Genomic DNA, 18,477 nt, shown 5'->3' with positions numbered 1-18,477 from the left:
TTTTAAACAGGCAAAGATTGCTTGTGGTTTGACCCCATCTGCTGGCCTCGGGAAGTAAATCCGAGGGTTGAAATAAACATTCTTCTTGGTAACAGAGAAGAGGTCTTTGATTAATTTTAGGCTTAATTTCGGTTAGGTTTAAATAGACAAAGGAGTGCGGGATAATAGTGGAGATTACAGCAAGAGAATTTAAAACATATTTGAAACAAGTAGTGAGCATGGTTGAAGCAGAGAAGGATTACCTCTGTGAACTTGATCGCAAATTAGGAGATGGGGACCACGGTGTTACGATGTCGATTGGTTTTCAGGCAGTAAATGAAAAATTGGAAACTGATTTGGCTGATGAAAAGGATTGCAGCAAGATTAGTGTTACAGCGGGTAAAACATTTTTAAACGCGGTTGGTTCGTCCGTTGGCCCGCTATATGCAACAGGGTTTATGCGCGGAGCCAAGCAAATAAAAAAGAAAGAAGTTTTAAACGACGAGGACCTTATAGCATTTTGGATCGCTTTCGCAAATGGTGTAAAGGAGCGGGGGCAAGCTGAAGTTGGCGACAAAACCATGGTAGATACATTTGCGCCATTTGTTCAAGTGTTGGAAATAGAAGGTGCAGAAGATGTAGAAGCGAAAGGCCTTTTACCGATTTTCCGCGATGCTGTTCAAAAAGCGGAGGAAGGTATGAAGTCGACAAGGGACCTTGTGTCTAAAAAGGGGCGCTCCAGCCGTTTGGGAGATAGATCAGTAGGAGCACAAGATCCTGGGGCAACTTCTGCATATTTGCTTTTGGCTACATTTTTAGACTATGTTGAAGATTTATCACAAAAGGTAAGCTAGTTGCCGGAATATATATGGCTAAAAAGGAATCAGAGCTTGTGTTTTCTGATTCTTTTTTTGACACAAAACAAAATTAAACGAAAACAAATATTGATAAACGAAAATAAATGATTTAAAATGAAATTAATTGATAAATAAATTTCTAAGGATAGAGAGGGGAATCACATCATGATAATAGCTGTTGGATCAGATCATAATGGATATGAACTGAAAGAAGGGATTAAAAAGTTTATTGAGGAAAATACAGAACATGAAGTGGTGGACTATGGCTGTCATTCTTGTGAGGCAGTTGATTATCCAGATGTTGCATTTGAAGTCTCAAAAGCCATTAGTGAAGGCAAATTGGATAGGGGCATTTTAATTTGCGGAACAGGTATTGGTGTTTGTATCGCTGCCAACAAATACCCTGGCATTCGCGCCGCACTGGCACATGATACGTATTCTGCTGAAAGAGCCCAATTAAGCAATAATGCACAAATATTAACAATGGGTGCGCAAATTATTGGTCTGGAAGTTGGTAAAAAAATTGTTGAAGCCTATTTAAATGTGACATGGGCAAATGGATCAAAACGAAAAGTAGACAAAATCAATAATAAAGAAAAGGAATTTTTGAACGGAAAATATCAAGAAGCAGCCATGAATTCATGTACCTGCTAGGGGGAACAATTTAATGCAAAGTTTGTTATTAAATTTTTTAAATGTAACCGAGTCAGCTGCGATTGCCGCTTTACCATGGATTGGAAGCGGCGATAAGATTGCAGCAGATAATGCGGCCACAAATGTGATGCGCAGTATGCTGAATCAATTAGCGATGGATGGCACGGTTGTCATTGGTGAGGGAGAAATTGATGAAGCACCAATGCTTTTTATTGGCGAAAAATTGGGTGCGGGGTATGGACCAGATGTGGATATTGCGGTAGATCCAATTGAAGGGACGACACCTACCGTAAAAGGGCAACCGAATGCCATTACTGTGATAGCTGCAGCACCAAAGGGAACATTACTTCATGCCCCAGACATGTATATGGAAAAAATTGCAGTTGGTCCAAAGGCAAGGGGTGAAATTAACATTGACTATTCGCTTTATGAAAATATGAAAGCGGTAGCTCAAGCAAACGGAAAACAAATGAATGAGTTAAATATTTGTGTTCAAGATCGACCGAGGCATAAGGAATATATCGATACCATTCGGAAAACGGGTGCCAAGGTGCACTTGTTTAATGATGGTGATGTCATTTATGCAATGGCAACATGTATGGAAAATAGTGGTGTCGATATGTTTATTGGAATTGGCGGAGCACCAGAAGGCGTTTTGGGTGCTGTTGCTGTTAAATGTCTGGGAGGAGAAATGCAGGCTAAACTCAAACCTCGTAACGATGCAGAAATAACGAGATGTCTGCAGATGGGTTTACCGGATGCGGAAAGTCCATTGAGCCATCAACAACTAATTGGATCTGACGATTGTGTTTTTGCGGCTACAGGTATTACCGATAATCTATTTCTAAATGGAATAAGGATGGATAATGAAGGTCTTGTTACAAAATCTATTCTTATTTATGGAAGAGAACAAAAAATACGTTACGTTGAAAGCAAACTCGCGTTGCAGGAAGCTGTATTGTAATAAAACGTAAATTCCATTGCAGCAATTTGACGTCAACAAAGAAGGAAAGCGTATAAAGCGTATAAAGGGAATGTTGGTTTGTTAATTTAGAGTAGAATTGATGGGGATAAATGAGTACAGGCTGCTTCTGAGTAAGCAGCCTTGCATTTCCTATACTTGAATCTCAAGTTGTATTTGCAGACATAAAAAGTTGAGCAATCTCAACGAATGTTTTTATCATTAACTTTTTACAATTGAAAACAATCCACTAGTCTCTATCTTCTCCACAGCTTGCTCCAAAACGTATTTCGGCTGTACCAATCCAATCCGTACATAACCTTCACCCGATTCACCGAATGCATTCCCGGGCACAACGACAATTCCTGCTTCATCCATTAATCGGTAGGTAAACGCCGTCGATGTAAACCCTTCAGGAACTTTCGCCCAAAGAAACATCGAAGCCTTAGGTGTGTCCACTTTCCAACCTAAAGCATTTAATCCGTCTACTAAAATATTTCTTCGTCCTTTATAGACAGATCTTAACTTTTCACTGAAATCAGTAGAATTCTGCAAAGCACAAATTGCCGCCTTTTGAATAGGAAGGAACACGCCATAGTCCAGGTTTGATTTCAATCGGCTTAATCCATTAACAATGGTGGAATTTCCAACGACATAGCCAATTCGGCAGCCGGCTAAGTTAAAGCTTTTGGAGAACGAATTGAATTCAACGCCAACATCTTTTGCCCCGTCAACGGATAGGAAGCTAATTGGCTTCTCGTCTTCGTAATATAGTTCTGAATAAGCAAAATCGTGAAGTACCGCAATCTGATATTTTTTAGCAAAGGCGACTACCTGTTGAAAGAATTCCCTTGTTGCTAAAGTGGGAACAGGATTACCCGGGAAGTTCAACACCATCATTTTGGCCCGCTGTCTGATGCTTTCCGGTATCGATTCCAAATCGGGCAAAAATCCGTTTTCTTCTTTTAATGGCATTCGGTATGGCGTGGCATCGGCCAAGGAAAGACCCGTATCATAGGCTGTATATCCGGGATCAGGTAGTAGGATGATATCGCCGGGATTGGTCAATACCATCGGCAAATGAACCAGACCATCCTGAGACCCCATCACCATCCATGTTTCATTTTCCGCGCTAATTTCAACACCATAGTTCTTTCTATAATAATCAGTAATCGCCTGATGAAGTGATTCGGTGCCGGTTAATGTGTAGCCGTACTGGGTAGGATCTTGCGCATTCTTTGTCAGTTCTTCAATGACAAATGGAGCGGGTGGTAAATCTGGACTTCCAACACTTAAATCGATCATTTCCATTCCTGCCTGAAGTTTTTGCTTTTTATAATTGGATAGTTCACTAAAAATGGATGTTTGAAAATGCGCCATTTTATCTGATAAAGTTATGTTCATGTAGATCACCTCGTTAGAATTTTTTATGTAGAAAATTAGTATGATTATAACATCAATTAAGAGTTAGGTGGGTAATTACCAAATATTTTTCGAATAAGTGGGTGCACAGGGAGATAGGAGTTAGTTGTACAATTAAATGGATTGTTGCTATAAAAATTGACTAATAGATGCCTTGAAACGTCTTAATGATATTTTTTCTATTGACTGATAATCCTTCAAATGCTATATTAATAATATGTTACCTGTAAGCGCTAGCATGGTACAAGCCACTACAAGTTATCCCTTGTTGGTTTCCTTGTATCGTCTGTAGTGCGTTGAAGGAGATTCTTAAATTGTATAACCAGAATACCATCTATGTGATCGGGGATGCGAAGGCACCACAGAATAATCCGATTACCAAGAGATACAGTCAATTTTTTCTGGCATTAGTTGTTGATGCTACCAGCGATGAAATTGTCGATTGCGAATGTTCTTCGACGATTCAGCTGACCAATCAGTTTGTCCGTTCCTTATTTATTGGTCGTGATATAAACGATATCAACGTAGAGGAAGATATTCGCAAACGGTATCAGGGTGCCTCACAAAAAGCTTTGATTGTCGCATTTCATGATGCCATAAATAAATATGATCAAGCAAAAGCTGCTTTGACTACATGAACCTAGTCAAAATCCAGCCTGACAATCAATTGTTAGGCTGGATTTTTAATTTCAAGTTTTTGAGAAGATAACTTGACTCAATAACTATACTTCACTTATACATCAAGGGGGAAACAGAAATGATTACAGATGGTTTTATGTACATCGGCGTCTTGGTGGCACTGGCTGCCTTGATGGTGGGAATTGAAAACAAATTTAGTTCCAATCGCTTTTTTAAATTTATTCCGGGCATTGTCCTCATTTATATTGGGGCAGCTTTCTTGCAAACAATCGGCCTGTTTGATAATGAAGCGACTGAAGCTGCCTATTCCAATGTGAAAGATGCCTTACTTCCGGCGATGCTGATGATTATGCTGTTGAAATGCGATATCAGAAGTATTATGAGACTTGGACCGCGCATGCTTGGTGGTTACTTGGTAGCTGTTATTAGCATCTTTCTTGGATTTATAATCGTCTATGCTGTTTTCCAATCTTTTTATGCTACAGATACCTGGCGTGCTTTTGGTGCGCTTGCCGGCAGCTGGACAGGCGGATCGGCCAATATGGTTGCTTTGCAGGGAATTCTTAAGGTGCCGGAAAATATTTTTGGTTATGCACTAATGATGGATACCATTAATTATGCGGTCTGGGTGATGTTTATGTTTTGGCTCGTACCTTTTGCTGGTGCATTTAACCGCTGGACAAAGGCAGATACCAGCTTTATGCAAAATGGGTTTGAAGAAGCGGCTGCGACTCAGGAGGATGATCACGGTCCACAATTCAAGCATATCATGTACCTCTTGGGTATTGGTCTCCTCGTATCCGCATTATCTACATTCGTTGGGGATCATTTGCCGGAAGTTGGCGATGTGATCAATGCCACGACTTGGACAATTATGATTGCTTCTGTTGTTGGTCTGATTCTTGGGCAAACACGGGTATCCCGGATTCCCGGGGCATTGGATGTTTCCAATGTAATGCTTTATATTATCGTGGCACTAATCGCCTCGCAATCGGACTTTTCCCAGATTGCTCAGGCACCGATTTATCTTATTTCCGGTTTTCTGATTTTGCTGATTCATTTGGTTATCATGTTGTTGCTCGCAAAATGGTTTAAATATGATCTATTTACACTTGGGATTGCCAGTCTTGCCAATATCGGCGGGATGGCTTCAGCACCAATGCTTGCGGCCGCATATAGCCGGACGTTGATTCCGGTTGGCGTCATTATGGCATTGATTGGGTCATTTCTTGGAACGTATTTCGGTATGTTGATCGGAAATATTCTGAGCATGTTGTAAAAGCAAAAAACCTATCATTATAGCAGAAAGGGGAATGTTTATGCGTATCCGAGATTTGCAGGTTACACACCGCAATATCCCGTTGCACACACCATTTAAAACGGCGTTAAGAACAGCAACTGAAATCGAAAGTATCGAGGTAACAATTGAATTAGAAAACGGGATCACTGGCAAGGGGGCAGCAGCGCCAACTTGGGTGATTACCGGTGATTCAATGGAAAGTATTCAGGCTGCTTTGCTTGGGCCGATTAAGCAGGCATTAGTTGAAAAAGATATCTATCATTTTCAGGGATTGCTAGATGTGGTTCAAACATGCTGCATTGGGAATACAAGTGCAAAGGCAGCGGCTGATACGGCACTATATGATGCATACAGTAGATTGCTGCAAGTACCACTTTATCAGTTGTTGGGAGGCAACAAACCACTTCAAACTTCAATGACGATTGGCGTGGATACACCAGAAAAAATGGCGGCGGACGCGAAGAAATGTGCAGCAGATGGGTTTAGTCGCCTGAAAATTAAAGTTGGTGCTCAACCCGAACTGGATATTGCCCGGATCACCGCTATCCGCGAGGCTGTACCAGAAGAAGTGATGTTGCGGTTAGATGCCAATCAAGGATGGAAGCCAAAACAGGCGGTCCAACTGATAAAGCAAATGGAAGTCATGAATGCCGGCATTGAATTTATTGAACAGCCTGTCGCAGCCCGGGAGTTAGATGAACTAAAGTATGTGACTGATCATGTCAACATTCCGATCATGGCGGATGAAAGTTTATTTTCTCCAAAGGATGCACTTCATTTGGTTGGTGGTCATTATGTAGATTTGTTGAATATTAAACTGATGAAATGCGGAGGAATAGCAAATGCCTGGAAGATTGCTAGTTTGGCAGAAGTTGGTGGTGTTGCCTGTATGATCGGCAGCATGATGGAACCGTCTCACTCGGTTGGAGCAGCCGCCCATTTCGCCGCCGCCCATCCGAATGTGGTTTATTTCGATTTGGATGCACCATTATGGCTAGCTGAAGCACCAACAGCAATCGCGTATAAAGGAGAGGACATCACTCTATCCACAAATCCCGGAATTGGGTAGGGGACAGGCACCATATTCCAGTTTTACAAAAAACGGTGGGACAGAGGAACCGGGCCTTTGTCTCTGAGGAGGAATAAATATGTTTCGTAGGTTGATTCAAATCATAACTGTTTTGCTATTTGGTAGTATGATAGTTTTTCCTTCCGTATCCCATGCGGAGGACAGAGAGAATCATACGCAAAAAGAAACCGCTTATATCGATGTAGCTGTGGCAACACTCTGGACGGCACCAGATATTTTACGCGAAGTAGATGCACCCTCAGCTACAAATCCAGTCGATATGTGGAAATGGAAACGTGATATGACGTATGAACAACAGGTTCAGCTTTCTGATGACGGTATGCTGGAAACACAGGCACTTTACGGCAACAAGGTTCACATTTTAGAAAAAGCTGGCGATTGGGTAAAGGTTGCTGTAGCCGGACAACCTTCACCGGATGAGGAATTGGGATATAGTGGCTGGATGCCGAAATCCCAATTAACATATACGAAAAAGTTTGATGCTAAAGCGAGCGAATCATTTGTATTAGTTAACTCGCCAACTGCATTTCTCTACCAGACACCATCGTTTCACCACCAAGGAATTGAATTAAGCTACAATACTCGTCTACCATATTTAGGTGAAACGAAGAACGCATATCGGGTGATGAAACCGGATGGCAAACATGCTTGGATTAGTAAAAAAGATGGTTATCATTATGATTCACAGGAAGCTATTCCAACGCCAACTGGGGAAGATCTGGTGAACACTGGTAAACAATTTTTGGGACTGCATTATCTTTGGGCTGGAATGAGTGGTTTCGGTTTCGATTGTTCCGGATTTACGTTCACAATGTATCAGTCGCATGGTATCACGATTCCACGTGATTCCAGTGTGCAGGCAACACATGGAGAACCAGTCGACTTTGAAAATATGAAACCAGGCGATCTGCTATTTTTTGCCCATGATCAAGGAAAAGGCAATGTACACCATGTCGCCATGTATGCTGGAAATGGCATGATGATTCATTCACCGAACTCGAAAAAAGATGTGGAAATCATCCCGGTCAAAACCAAAGGGTACTACGAGGAACTTTCCGGAATACGGAGATATCTTCCAGATGTAAAATAAGAGGGACCTAGTCAAACGGGTTAGTGTGCAGCACTTCCCGTTTGATTTTTGCTTTAAAAATGGGCTAATAATCCCCCTGAAATTTGAATCGCCGATACATGTTGAAAAATTGCCGTAAAATTGTGCAAAATTGCCGATAAAATCCGCATCAGGTGGGACAATAGACCTGTTACTAAGTCCCGCTTGGATCTTTTTCCTGCTTCAAATCTTCTATCATCTTTGTCAATATTTTCTCTTGATAGCCACTTCGTTTGACCTTACTTAATTCTTGTATAAGCGGTTGTAGTGCTGGATCATCAATATTGTTCAATTGCTTTAATCTTCTTTCCGAAACTGGCTCATCTGATAATGCCATATGGTAATTGTCCAGGCCATAGTTCCAATAACTTACTTGATCTCCGTAGCGCTTTTTCAATTTGAATGCCATTAATATTCCCTCAGGATCAAAATCTCCGCTATAATAGACTGTCCCACCGTTTTCGACAAAGGCATCGAGGAATTTCAGGGTGGCTATTTTAAATTGTCCATTGCCTGATACGATAGTTTCATTTAAATCATGCTTGATCAGTTCGCTTACTACATGAGAGGCCACACTGGAGTTTTCGATCATGAAAAGTCGGCTTTTGCCAGAAGCAGATGTGACACTGTCCAATTTAACAATTTCTTTCAAAGGTAAATGAAAAAATGATTGTTCTTCTGCGGCACCATGGAGCAGCATATTTTCTTTTCCGTTTTTATTTACGCCAAGTGCCTGAAAGACGGAAACAAAATTCAATAAGTCGTCTGTCATGATGCGAAATTCGTACAATAATTCTGCACGTTCTTCTGCATTCAATTCCCTGATTTCCCAATGTTGTTGCAATGAATAGATGATTTGCAATGCATAAAGAAACAGTTTTCCTTCATTTTCATTTGCGTCAAACGCATGTGGGTTCCCAGTTGCACGGGAAGCGAAGACCGCCAGATATTCATAGTCCTCCAAAGGGAATAAAGCAAATGCCTGATCCAAATGTTGCATTGCTTTGGTTAACGCAGTAAGATCCTGATTGTACATTTGGTAAAATCGATTGTACTTTGTTCTTCTGATCCAATCTATCAATGAAACAAATAAACGGGAGCTGGCGTCACTTTCCAACGCGTTAAAATAGGTGTTTCTTTCTGACAGGAAACGCATTTCTTCTTCCCGGTTGCTTACTAATGGCTCGCCATGATAAGCCTCAACGATTTCTTCAAAAGAAATGGAGTCCAGGCTTTTGCCAAATTTTGTTTTCAAAATGGCTTTTTCTATTTTCTCAGCAGTTAATTTAATCGATTTACTCTTGGAATAGTCCTTGCCAAGCAACCCGGATATGGCCCGTTTTTCCTCTGCAGTAGGGTTTTGCAATACAACAGAAATTCCTTTTTCCACTCGTTCATAGCTTTTATACTTTTTTATAAAAAGAGAGAAAAGGCGGTCGAACCCCTTTTCTCGTTTGAAAATATCCGTAATCTCATCAAGAAGTGACAAGCTGTTCTTCCTCGCTTTCTAATTCTTCTGTTCTAACCTTTTTCTTGCCATTCCAGTAATAGGAATCAATCAATACATGCGGGCGGTTTTCCGGTCGGCTCAATTCATAAATATTGAGGGACGGAACTGACGCATAGCATCCCCACAATGATTGGGAATTGAGTATATAGTTGAAATTCAATTTGCGGATATACGCAAACATGATATTAATATTATCATCGTCCACGCGGGAAAATGCTTCATCCAACGTGAAGATGCGCGGACAATCATCACTTGCTTCGGAGTATTTCGCATACAAGGCAGCAAGTACTGGTGTAATCATGGCCAAAACGCGTTGTCCACCACTTAATTCGCCATACGTGTTTCTGGTTAATTTCTTTTCTTTATCATTTTTCTTGGTAAAGTAGATCTCGAATTCAAACCATTTCCGGTAGTCAAGTTCCTCCCGCATAATGTCTTTCAGGTTATATTCCTTATGGGACTGATTCTCATGTCTGCGTCTGGCAATCTTGATTTTGGAGCGGAAGTGGCTGCTGATCTCATCCACATCGATCCATTGGCTGTCCCGTTTTAAGGCTTCTACCAATTTCAAGGTGTCCAACTGGTCCTCGTTTTCCCCTTTTTTCGGTTTCCAGGCGAGGCGAAACTTGATTAGATTTTCGTGTTCCATAAATTTATTCATTTCTTTTTCCCAACGCTGTACATAGGTGATTTTACGACGGATCGTATCGCCCAGCGTATTGACGAGGATCCGTTCATATAAGTCACGGTCTTTCTCATTGATATCCCTGTCCAATCGCTCGATACGCTCAGTCAGGTGTTTTACCGCATAGGTTGGCGGGACACGTTCGCCATCGACATTCATCGTGACCACGATGCGCTTCATTTGCTCTTGCATGAAGTTTAACGTTGTCATTTGATTATCGTCTACGGTATCAACCTCTGGCATGTATTCGGAATTCAATGTTTGCATTTCTAGTTCATAATGGAACAATTCAATATTTTTGTTGTTGAACGTATTGGTCAATCGATTGATAACCTTTGTGATTTCTTCTCTTTTTTTATCAATCATCGAACCATATTGCGTTACGATTTCTTTAGCAATTTCAAGGTAGTCTACCGTGTCTTTGTCGATGGTTAGATAACCCAGGTTATAATGGGATTGGAATTCCTTTTCCCATGCCTCATGGACCATTGTTTTAAAGGGGGCTTCATTATCGGTTTTGTCAGTAATAAATGTTTCCCCGATCTCAATATCCCGTGTGACATTGGCTTTCTCGGTTAATAATTCGTTTAATTGTTCCGGAATCGTTGTATTGATTTCTTTGGTCAGCTCAGTGAGTCGTTTGCGAATGTCTTCAGAACCCATTTCTCTTAACCGGTTTTCATAGGTTTTGATTCGTTCGTGGACTTTGTCTTTTTTAGATTCATTGTCCAGAATATCAGAACGGATTTCCACTTCCTGTCCTTCATATTCTTCACAGCGGTTGCTATAGTCAGCATAACTTGCTTTTGCATTCATTTTCTTGGTAAAAGCCATTTCCATATCTTGCAAACATTGCATATAATCTCGTTGGTTGCTTAGCTCCGTCTCGAATGCATCGATTGTCAGATCTAGTTCTGTAAAATCCAATTTTGCTTTGATTTGCACCAATAGTTTCTTGCTTTGTTCATCGATATCGTTATAGGTGTCACTCAACTTCTTCCTTTGCGGTTCATAGATTTCCGCAATGGTCTGCTGTTCGGTATTTATTTTTGCGTACAAATCAGCAAGGTTAGAAAGCGTCGGGAAAGATTTGTATTCAGCTTCCATGTTGGACTGTTTCGCTTCCGTTTGCGAAAGTTGGTTTTGCTGCTCTTCTATTTGCTCGGTTTTTTGATCACGTGCTACCTTTAAACCGTGAATTTTTTCTTGACGGTACATCTCTCTGGCGGCTTTTCCGATAAATAGTGAATCTCCTGCTTGGGATGCCTTTCCTTGCACAAGTCCACTTTTAAACGAGCCATTTTCCAGGATATAAGTTCCGTTTTGTTCCTCAACTGATATAGAAGTGAGTACCTGTTCCAAATTCACGTTATGACTTGCTTTTAATACAGTCGATAAATTATCGGATTGTTTTTCATCATATTCCAGGACAGTGGTATACTGTTTCGCTGTTTCAACATCTTCCGGCTTCACAATAACTGCTTGCAAGATACCGGATTCCATTAATGCGTTCTGATAACGCAAAGCCTCGTCATGGTTAATCGTGTCATGAAATTCAAACGCTTCATAAAAGGGCACATAGTCGATTCCGGCTGCTGTTAGATCGTCCCAAGCCTGGCGTTTCTTCTCTACAAAGGCCGGTTCAATTTCTTCTTTATTTTCCCATTCGGTAATCTCGTTCTCGAGGCTTGCTATTTCCTCTTCCAGAAGATTGATTTGATGGGCAATCGCTATTTTTCTTGTTTGATTTGCTTCTTTTCGTTGTTGATATAATGTTTCTAATGGCTGTAGATAGTCATTTTTTGACAAACGATCAAATACATCTTCAACTGTTTCTATGAGTGTATCTTTTGTTTTATCATCGACTTGTAAATGTACAGCATTATCAGCCCATTGTTGAATGGTTTCGACAACATGAATAATTTCTTCGTCCAGTTTATCCTTACATTCACTAATGACCGTTTGTGATCCATCAATTTTCATTTGAATATCGCCTAATTCATTATCAATCTGGCTGAGTTTATCCCTTAGTTTTTCATATTTATCCAGCTCGGCTTTCATCGTTGTTAAAAATGCACCGTATTTTTTTACCTCTTCTTTCCAGGAAAAAAAGGAATAATTGGAGTCGTTCTGATTAGCGACCAGATGTGTCATGTACGGATGATGTTTGGCGAAATCCATTTCTTCAGTAATACTGTCAAGTTCCTGGATAAAATCTTTAAATTCCTTTTCATATTGGTAAAGCTCAGTTTCATAGACATCTTTTTTCTGCTTTGCCGCTTGCTTTCGTTTGACCGTGTGGTCGAGCTTATCATTTAGCGTTTCGAGTGTTTTCGTTAATTCAGTAAAATCGCTTTCTGCTTCTTGTTTGCGTCCTTCAATTTCCTCGATATCTTTCAAACCAAGGGAACTTAATTCTTCCTTTTTTACTTCCAGCTGATTGGAAAGCTTTGTTCGAGTAGTGTCAATTTCCATCAACCGCTCTTTTTGTTGATTAACTTCTTTTTCCTTTTGCTTAATAGTAGATTTCAACTTACGAAGCGATTGTTGTGCCTTCGTATATTCTGTTGCTTTTTCAACCAAGGCAACTTGATTGTATTTGACAAACACATCATTTAGCCGTTCCAAGGATTTCAAGTCGGTTTTCGTATCTTGTAAATCCTTTTCAATGCGGTCAATTGATTCAATCGAGTCAGTTAATGGGCGTAATTCACCTTCCGTTAATTGGGGGAGGGAATCATTAATGACTTCCGCTACCCCTTCAGGCCGATTTTTATCACTCAGCTTTGGACTTCTGATTTGAATTAATAAATCAATCAGTCCCATAAAACTTTCCAGTGTATCAAAACCAAACAAATGTTTATTCACCTTGTCTGCGTAGTCTTTTCGATTGGTAAAAATTCTTCCGCAGCGGTTTTCCACTTCAATCAGATTTCGTAGCTGGTTTTCATTTAATGGAAGTTTTTTTAGGGCACCCTCGATGAACTCTTCTTTGTAAAGCTTGAGAAACCCTTCCTGATTACCAAAACGTTTGCCATCGACAATGAAATACCAGACTTTATTTTGTGATTTGCCGCGTTTTGCCTCAATTCCCATGCCAATGGTTTTGTATACTTCGGCGTTTTCCTTTTTAAATTCCAGCAGAATATACCCGATCCGTTCGTTAATCCCTAATAAGCCTTCTTCACCCAATACAGTATCGGTGATATTGCGTTCCCTGCCACCAAAGGGATCGAGCTTATGGCTTCGTACATCCCCATCGAGCAAGACGGTGATCAAACTTTGTGTCGTCACCGATTTACCACTGCCATTATGTCCGCGCAGCACGCCGCAGCCATCTTTAAAATAAAATTCCTGATCCGGATAGTACCAGAAACTGAACAATTTCGCCCGGTACATTTGCCATCTGCCTGTTGGTTGTAGTGCGTCACTCATGATTGATTGTCCTCCTGACCTTTGGATTTTTCATGCTGATATGATCCTACAGTGCGGAAAAGCCCTTCTTTTAATGTGACGGTTTTATCATCTTTCATGTCAGCAAAATTCCAGTTGACCAGGAAATTGGTTACTACGTTTCGTAACTGTTCGGTGGACATTTGCTTAAAGCTTTTCGACCAGAAACGGGAGTCATTTTCTTTTAACTTTGATAGAATTTGCTGTATTTCATTATTGGAAATGTCGATCTCATTCGTAAAAGAAAATGCATAATCTGCTTGATTTTCCAATAGATATCCGGCAAAGCTGAGAATAAGGTTGGACAGCATGTTTTCGGCAGGGTGGAGAACTTCCCCTGAAACCATCGTTGTCTTTGTTAATACAGAGTTATGCCTGTAATGTTCGTATTCATATCCGGTATACCTTTGAACGTTGTTTTCGATCGTATGGTGAAATCGTTTGACATAATCTTGTTCATCTTCCGAGATTTCGTGGTGATAAACAATTGGTTCCAGGAACAAACGCCGGTAAAAGCGATGTTTGCCGTCAATATATTCATTATTTTCGTTAGCCAGGAACGTCTGAAAATCGTCATAATTGTCCCAGGCAAACAAATCCTTGAAGTTACGAATAAAATAAGACACATATGGCGTCCGTTCGAATAATACGTCATGGGTTGCATCTGTTGCAAAATCTTCCAGGTATTGGTCGACGATGACAATCAGCTTCATCTTCAACGCATATTTTAACACGCGAACCAATGACAGGCGGTTTTTATAGCCGGTGCCTTCTTTCCAAATAATTGTCACATGCTCTTTTGTCTCGGATTGTGGATAATACGCTTGGATTGCCTCACAGATATCCTGCAGTGAAAATTGATCGTCTCTACCTTTGCCTTCAATAAATGCAAGTAAACAAAACAGAAAGACAAAGTCACGTTGTCGTTTGAAAGTGGATTGGCCATTTACTTCTTTATTTCCCATCCAGTTAAACGTTCGGACAGGAACTTTCTCAAGTTTAATCAATTCATGGGTAATAATCAGCCGATAACGGAATGTGTCACGAAAAAATGTTTTGATTTCTGCTTCATTATCCTTGATGAGATAATATAATTCTTCATTATCATCCCTGGTAATCCAGAATCGTTCAAGTAATATGCGGATACAACGCTGGACTTCTTCCTTGATTTGCTTTTTATGGCCTTCTTCTCCATGTAATACTGTTGCTTCCTCGTTCATTGCCTACACCTCGAAATTAATGACATAATCATCCATGGTTAGCGTACCCTCGGTTGTTTGAACGGTTATCAACTGGTTACTATTTCTCTTAATATAATACTTTACGCCGTTATCTGTTTTGCCACGCTTGGTTTTGGTGGAATTTGCCTTGCTGATCCACTCCAGTATTGCATGCAAAATAAAGCTTTCGACCTTCTCTATTTTACCAAGCTCAACCCTGCCACGTTGGGTAAACGCTGCAAGCTGTTCTTCCTCATACGCTTTTTGTCGTCGCAGATCTTCCAATAATTGCTTATCTTCGTCACTAGGTTCAATGACAGCGATTTGTTTTTTCTTACGGACGCCTGCTGTTTTGACATTGTTTAGGGCTTTGGTTTCCGGACCTTGCTCAATGATCGTTTCGTCTGGATAAATTTCTTGATTTCGCTCGGAAAAGAAATGTGGTGGGTTTTCAATATTGGTGATTGCGCCAAACATCTGCAAGCAGTTATCAAAGTTCTCCTCTTCCTCAAATAATTTTGCCAAATGTAGAAATTCATGTTTTCTGCTTTTCATTTGTTGTTCTCTTTCAGTAAGCTGTTCCAGGAATTTCATAAACTTGCTGATTGTTTCGTTCGTCTGTTTAAGCAGATAATTGACATATCGTTCGCCGTATTCATCTTGGACAAACCATTTTTGAATCCCATTCCATTGCATTTGATAGATTTCCGCCATCTCTTCATCTTTGATTTCTTCTTCCAAGTTTGGCTTGTCCTTTTGATAGATGATTAGTTCCTTAATAGCCCGATCGACAAGTCCTCTATTTTGAATATCCTTTAATGCATATTCCATAATAAAGGTATTATTTTGTAAAGCGATGATGAAATCGGTCAAATAGGTAGTGAATTTGACCCGAAATGCACTAATATCCTTGCTTTGCATTGCTTCTTCAATATTTCTGCTTTGGATAATACCAAGATAGTCCGAAGCTTCCTCTCGTAATGTCTTAAACCGTTTGATCATATCTGTCCAAAGTTCGTTGAATTCTGAACGTTCGTCTTTGGATAAGGGTGAGTCGAACGCCATTTTTTGAAATTGCAACACGAGCGCTGCCAATGAGCTGACCATCTTTGAATCCAGGGAACCTTTGATGCGATGAATCTGACCATCCAGTTTTTCCAGCATCCGTTCGATTTCGATGGTTTCATCAGTGCATTGATAGCGTAGCCTGCTTCGGTTATAATCCTGGATTTTGCTTACACGGGAATTATCTGCATGTGAAACAACATTGCCCCATTCTTCCAATTGTTTTAAGTCCTCATCTAATTGTTTTTCGGTATAATCGGTAAACAATTGCAAGGTGTCGTTTTCAATAATATGGTTAAAAATATCACCTTGCAAAGCAGGAGGACCATAGTAGTACTCATGCTGCTGGTATAAGTAATGAATGATACTTGTATAGCGTCTATAATTAGGTTCTGATAAATATTTTGCTTTTACAAAGGGGGATAGCATTCGTTGTTCTAACTTCATGTTACGAGCCACCTTTCGACAAAATTATAACATGTACTGTCTTGATGAAACAGCTTTTTATATGAGATTTATGTCTAAAGCATAGCTGGAAAGAAAATTCAAATAAAGCGAAACTGCATTCATTGGGGGTTTCCCTTCCACCACCAACTTCACATTTTACTATTCATTTAATTATAAGTATTCTATGTTATAATGATATTAATAAAAGGGCACACTTCATCATATGTTATCCAAAAGGATGTGATGTAATGTGTGATAAGAAGGAGGAAAAAGATATGGATACAGTAATCAAACACAAACCTATTAAATCAGCAGAAATTAATTTTAAGTCTGAAAAAGAGTACGATGATTTTGTTAAAATGTTAAACAATCCTCCAGAACCCAATGAACGTGTGAAAAAACTGATGAAACAATATCAAAGTTGGAAAGATAATTCTGGATGGAAGAAGTAAATTCTCTCTTTGAAGAATGGTTAAATATAAAACATAAGAACAATAATAAGTGATTTCAGATGTACGGATGCTGACGGGGATGACCATGTGCAAATATTCCTACAAGAGGAATCACTTGAATTAATGGAAAGGAATGTGGTCAGAACACGTTTGGTTCTTGATGGAAATAAAAATTTAATTGGCTTCTATTCATTATTTAACAATGTAGTTAAAATCAATAAGAGCAAAAGAGAAGAATTAAATGTGTTCCTTCCCCATGAAGTTAAAGAGATTCCTGCGATCAGGCTTCATTATTTAGGTGTAGACAATAATTATATGAAACAGGGTTATGGAAGTTTTCTTATGAGTTCGGTTTTATATAATTGCGCTAAAGTTGCCCAAATGTCTGGCTGTTCTTTGATTACTGTAGAATCAACTAAAAGTGCCGAGGGCTTTTATGCTAAACACGGATTCATGCATATAAGGTCGGAAGGAAAGTTTGATATGATGGGGATGAATACAAAAGGGTTAATAGAATTGTTGGATAGTTGAAATAATAGTATCATCTTTTATTTTGATGTTTGTAAATAGTAATTGTTTAATCCCTATCGTAAAACAGATAGGGATTATTTAGTGGTTAATGATGTTTAAATAAATGCGTATGGTAAAAAAGGGTTACTTTATCAACCACACATTAAGACTACCAACAAAATCTATTTTACACCACAATATTCAACAACACACTCAGCGTCACAACACTGGCCAATGTGGCAATCAATGTAATACTAGACACCAACTCTGGCTCGGTATCAAACTCGATGGCATACATAGTCGTTGTTGCAGCGGTTGGCATCGCGGAAATAATAATCAGCACTGCCGCGATAACAGGATCAACATCGACAATTAGTACAAAAGCCCAAGCAATAATTGGCGCTGCGATCATTTTTAGTATTACTGCTGAGGTAACAACTTGACAGTTAAGTTTCAAACCTGTTATCGAACCAAGCTGCATGCCAAGCATAATCATCATGACCGGTATGGCAGCATCTCCAACCATGGACAAGGTAGAATGGATAGCGTTTGGAATGCCAACTGAAAAATAATGAAGGATAAATGCTAGAATTGCTGCGTACGTGGTTGGCATTTTCATCACGTTTAGGAGCGCCCGTTTCATTCCACTCGTACTTCTTGAAGCATAATAGATTCCAAAGAAATTATTTTGCAACGATTGAATCACCATAATAAAAATCGCATACGGTACAGCTGCCTCGCCTACGCTGAACAGCACTACTGGTAAACCATAATTACCTGAATTCATAAAACCTGTTGCCAGAATGGATGCACTCTCTGTATTTCGATCCCACTTGAAAATTTTTGCCAGGATTTTATTTAATAACACCATGACATAAAATAGAAGAAACATGAATACGAGTACGACCAAAAAGCCACGATCAAATTCTGCATCATATAAAGTAGTAAATACTAACGCCGGTGACAATATATATAAGGAAACCGCCGCCACCGATGATACATCCAACACCCGCATCCGTTGTAAAATAAACCCTGAAGCAAACACCGCCATAATTGGCAAAATTACACTAAGAAACAAACCCATCAACAAACATCTCCATCTAATCAAACTAAGGAATAGTGTAT

15 protein-coding genes are annotated in these 18,477 nt (G+C 39.8%); 9 read left to right on the top strand and 6 right to left on the bottom strand.

What is annotated here, in order from left to right; all coding sequences use genetic code 11:
• The first annotated feature begins 167 nt into the window (after positions 1 to 167).
• The 3 genes from dhaL to glpX all read left to right on the top strand — a co-directional run bounded on the left by dhaL (position 168) and on the right by glpX (position 2,454).
• Positions 168 to 833 (top strand): dihydroxyacetone kinase subunit DhaL, encoded by a 666-nt coding sequence (gene dhaL, locus ABRT01_RS01785; RefSeq protein WP_269411531.1) that lies wholly within the window; start codon positions 168 to 170, stop codon positions 831 to 833.
• 168 nt (positions 834 to 1,001) lie between these two features.
• Entirely contained in the window at positions 1,002 to 1,490 is a 489-nt protein-coding gene (gene rpiB / locus ABRT01_RS01780) for a ribose 5-phosphate isomerase B (RefSeq protein WP_269411532.1), read from the top strand.
• Positions 1,491 to 1,503: 13 nt separating this feature from the next.
• Positions 1,504 to 2,454, top strand: coding sequence for a class II fructose-bisphosphatase (glpX, locus tag ABRT01_RS01775; RefSeq protein ID WP_269411533.1), 951 nt, complete (start codon positions 1,504 to 1,506; stop codon positions 2,452 to 2,454).
• Between the two features lie 219 nt (positions 2,455 to 2,673).
• On the opposite strand, the gene ABRT01_RS01770 is transcribed toward glpX, so the two are convergent.
• Complete coding sequence (locus ABRT01_RS01770) at positions 2,674 to 3,855, bottom strand: LL-diaminopimelate aminotransferase (protein ID WP_367746166.1); 1,182 nt, start codon at positions 3,853 to 3,855, stop codon at positions 2,674 to 2,676.
• A 332-nt stretch (positions 3,856 to 4,187) separates the two neighbouring features.
• Here ABRT01_RS01770 and ABRT01_RS01765 point away from each other — a divergent pair, with 332 nt between their 5' ends.
• From ABRT01_RS01765 to ABRT01_RS01750, 4 genes are all read left to right on the top strand, one after another.
• Positions 4,188 to 4,511, top strand: a complete 324-nt coding sequence (locus ABRT01_RS01765; RefSeq protein WP_269411535.1) for a DUF3870 domain-containing protein — start codon at positions 4,188 to 4,190, stop codon at positions 4,509 to 4,511.
• A gap of 119 nt (positions 4,512 to 4,630) precedes the next feature.
• Positions 4,631 to 5,791: a DUF819 family protein gene (locus ABRT01_RS01760; RefSeq protein WP_269411536.1), complete on the top strand. Its 1,161-nt coding sequence runs from the start codon at positions 4,631 to 4,633 to the stop codon at positions 5,789 to 5,791.
• 40 nt (positions 5,792 to 5,831) lie between these two features.
• The gene (locus ABRT01_RS01755; RefSeq protein WP_269411537.1) at positions 5,832 to 6,881 is read left to right on the top strand and encodes a dipeptide epimerase; all 1,050 of its coding nucleotides are present in this window, start codon (positions 5,832 to 5,834) and stop codon (positions 6,879 to 6,881) included.
• Positions 6,882 to 6,975: 94 nt separating this feature from the next.
• Complete coding sequence (locus tag ABRT01_RS01750) at positions 6,976 to 7,992, top strand: C40 family peptidase (protein WP_483101648.1); 1,017 nt, start codon at positions 6,976 to 6,978, stop codon at positions 7,990 to 7,992.
• A 172-nt stretch (positions 7,993 to 8,164) separates the two neighbouring features.
• On the opposite strand, the gene ABRT01_RS01745 is transcribed toward ABRT01_RS01750, so the two are convergent.
• From ABRT01_RS01745 to ABRT01_RS01730, 4 genes are read right to left on the bottom strand one after another with little or no spacing between them, the layout of a single operon-like run.
• On the bottom strand, positions 8,165 to 9,499 hold the full coding sequence (locus tag ABRT01_RS01745; protein ID WP_367746164.1) for a TIGR02679 domain-containing protein: 1,335 nt from the start codon (positions 9,497 to 9,499) through the stop codon (positions 8,165 to 8,167).
• Complete coding sequence (locus ABRT01_RS01740) at positions 9,486 to 13,640, bottom strand: TIGR02680 family protein (RefSeq protein ID WP_269411539.1); 4,155 nt, start codon at positions 13,638 to 13,640, stop codon at positions 9,486 to 9,488. Before ABRT01_RS01740 ends, ABRT01_RS01745 begins: the two co-directional genes overlap by 14 nt.
• The gene (locus ABRT01_RS01735) at positions 13,637 to 14,878 is read right to left on the bottom strand and encodes a TIGR02678 family protein (protein WP_269411540.1); all 1,242 of its coding nucleotides are present in this window, start codon (positions 14,876 to 14,878) and stop codon (positions 13,637 to 13,639) included. The genes ABRT01_RS01740 and ABRT01_RS01735 overlap by 4 nt, the downstream gene beginning before the upstream one ends.
• 3 nt (positions 14,879 to 14,881) lie before the next feature.
• Entirely contained in the window at positions 14,882 to 16,390 is a 1,509-nt protein-coding gene (locus tag ABRT01_RS01730) for a TIGR02677 family protein (RefSeq protein WP_269411541.1), read from the bottom strand.
• 275 nt (positions 16,391 to 16,665) lie between these two features.
• Here ABRT01_RS01730 and ABRT01_RS01725 point away from each other — a divergent pair, with 275 nt between their 5' ends.
• Together ABRT01_RS01725 and ABRT01_RS01720 are read left to right on the top strand one after the other, a co-directional pair.
• The gene (locus ABRT01_RS01725) at positions 16,666 to 16,842 is read left to right on the top strand and encodes a type II toxin-antitoxin system TacA family antitoxin (protein ID WP_269411542.1); all 177 of its coding nucleotides are present in this window, start codon (positions 16,666 to 16,668) and stop codon (positions 16,840 to 16,842) included.
• Positions 16,843 to 16,965: 123 nt separating this feature from the next.
• Positions 16,966 to 17,373: a GNAT family N-acetyltransferase gene (locus ABRT01_RS01720; protein ID WP_269411543.1), complete on the top strand. Its 408-nt coding sequence runs from the start codon at positions 16,966 to 16,968 to the stop codon at positions 17,371 to 17,373.
• A gap of 166 nt (positions 17,374 to 17,539) precedes the next feature.
• Here the strand turns inward: ABRT01_RS01720 and ABRT01_RS01715 are convergent, their stop codons facing one another.
• Positions 17,540 to 18,436, bottom strand: coding sequence for an AEC family transporter (locus ABRT01_RS01715; protein WP_367746161.1), 897 nt, complete (start codon positions 18,434 to 18,436; stop codon positions 17,540 to 17,542).
• Positions 18,437 to 18,477: the final 41 nt, after the last annotated feature.

It is taken from the genome of Lentibacillus sp. L22, assembly GCF_040812445.1.
GTDB classification, from domain to species: Bacteria; Bacillota; Bacilli; order Bacillales; family Amphibacillaceae; genus Lentibacillus_C; species Lentibacillus_C daqui.
Note: the sequence above shows the minus strand (reverse complement) of the source record. Positions and strands in the feature narration are given on the sequence as shown.

Excerpts from the sequence above, each read along its gene's own strand:
- rpiB (WP_269411532.1), top strand. The coding sequence starts at position 1,002 with ATGATAATAGCTGTTGGATCAGATCATAATGGATATGAACTGAAAGAA.
- glpX (WP_269411533.1), top strand. The coding sequence starts at position 1,504 with ATGCAAAGTTTGTTATTAAATTTTTTAAATGTAACCGAGTCAGCTGCG.
- ABRT01_RS01770 (WP_367746166.1), bottom strand. The coding sequence starts at position 3,855 with ATGAACATAACTTTATCAGATAAAATGGCGCATTTTCAAACATCCATT.
- ABRT01_RS01760 (WP_269411536.1), top strand. The coding sequence starts at position 4,631 with ATGATTACAGATGGTTTTATGTACATCGGCGTCTTGGTGGCACTGGCT.
- ABRT01_RS01755 (WP_269411537.1), top strand. The coding sequence starts at position 5,832 with ATGCGTATCCGAGATTTGCAGGTTACACACCGCAATATCCCGTTGCAC.
- ABRT01_RS01740 (WP_269411539.1), bottom strand. The coding sequence starts at position 13,640 with ATGAGTGACGCACTACAACCAACAGGCAGATGGCAAATGTACCGGGCG.
- ABRT01_RS01735 (WP_269411540.1), bottom strand. The coding sequence starts at position 14,878 with ATGAACGAGGAAGCAACAGTATTACATGGAGAAGAAGGCCATAAAAAG.
- ABRT01_RS01730 (WP_269411541.1), bottom strand. The coding sequence starts at position 16,390 with ATGAAGTTAGAACAACGAATGCTATCCCCCTTTGTAAAAGCAAAATAT.
- ABRT01_RS01725 (WP_269411542.1), top strand. The coding sequence starts at position 16,666 with ATGGATACAGTAATCAAACACAAACCTATTAAATCAGCAGAAATTAAT.
- ABRT01_RS01720 (WP_269411543.1), top strand. The coding sequence starts at position 16,966 with ATGGAAAGGAATGTGGTCAGAACACGTTTGGTTCTTGATGGAAATAAA.
- ABRT01_RS01715 (WP_367746161.1), bottom strand. The coding sequence starts at position 18,436 with ATGGGTTTGTTTCTTAGTGTAATTTTGCCAATTATGGCGGTGTTTGCT.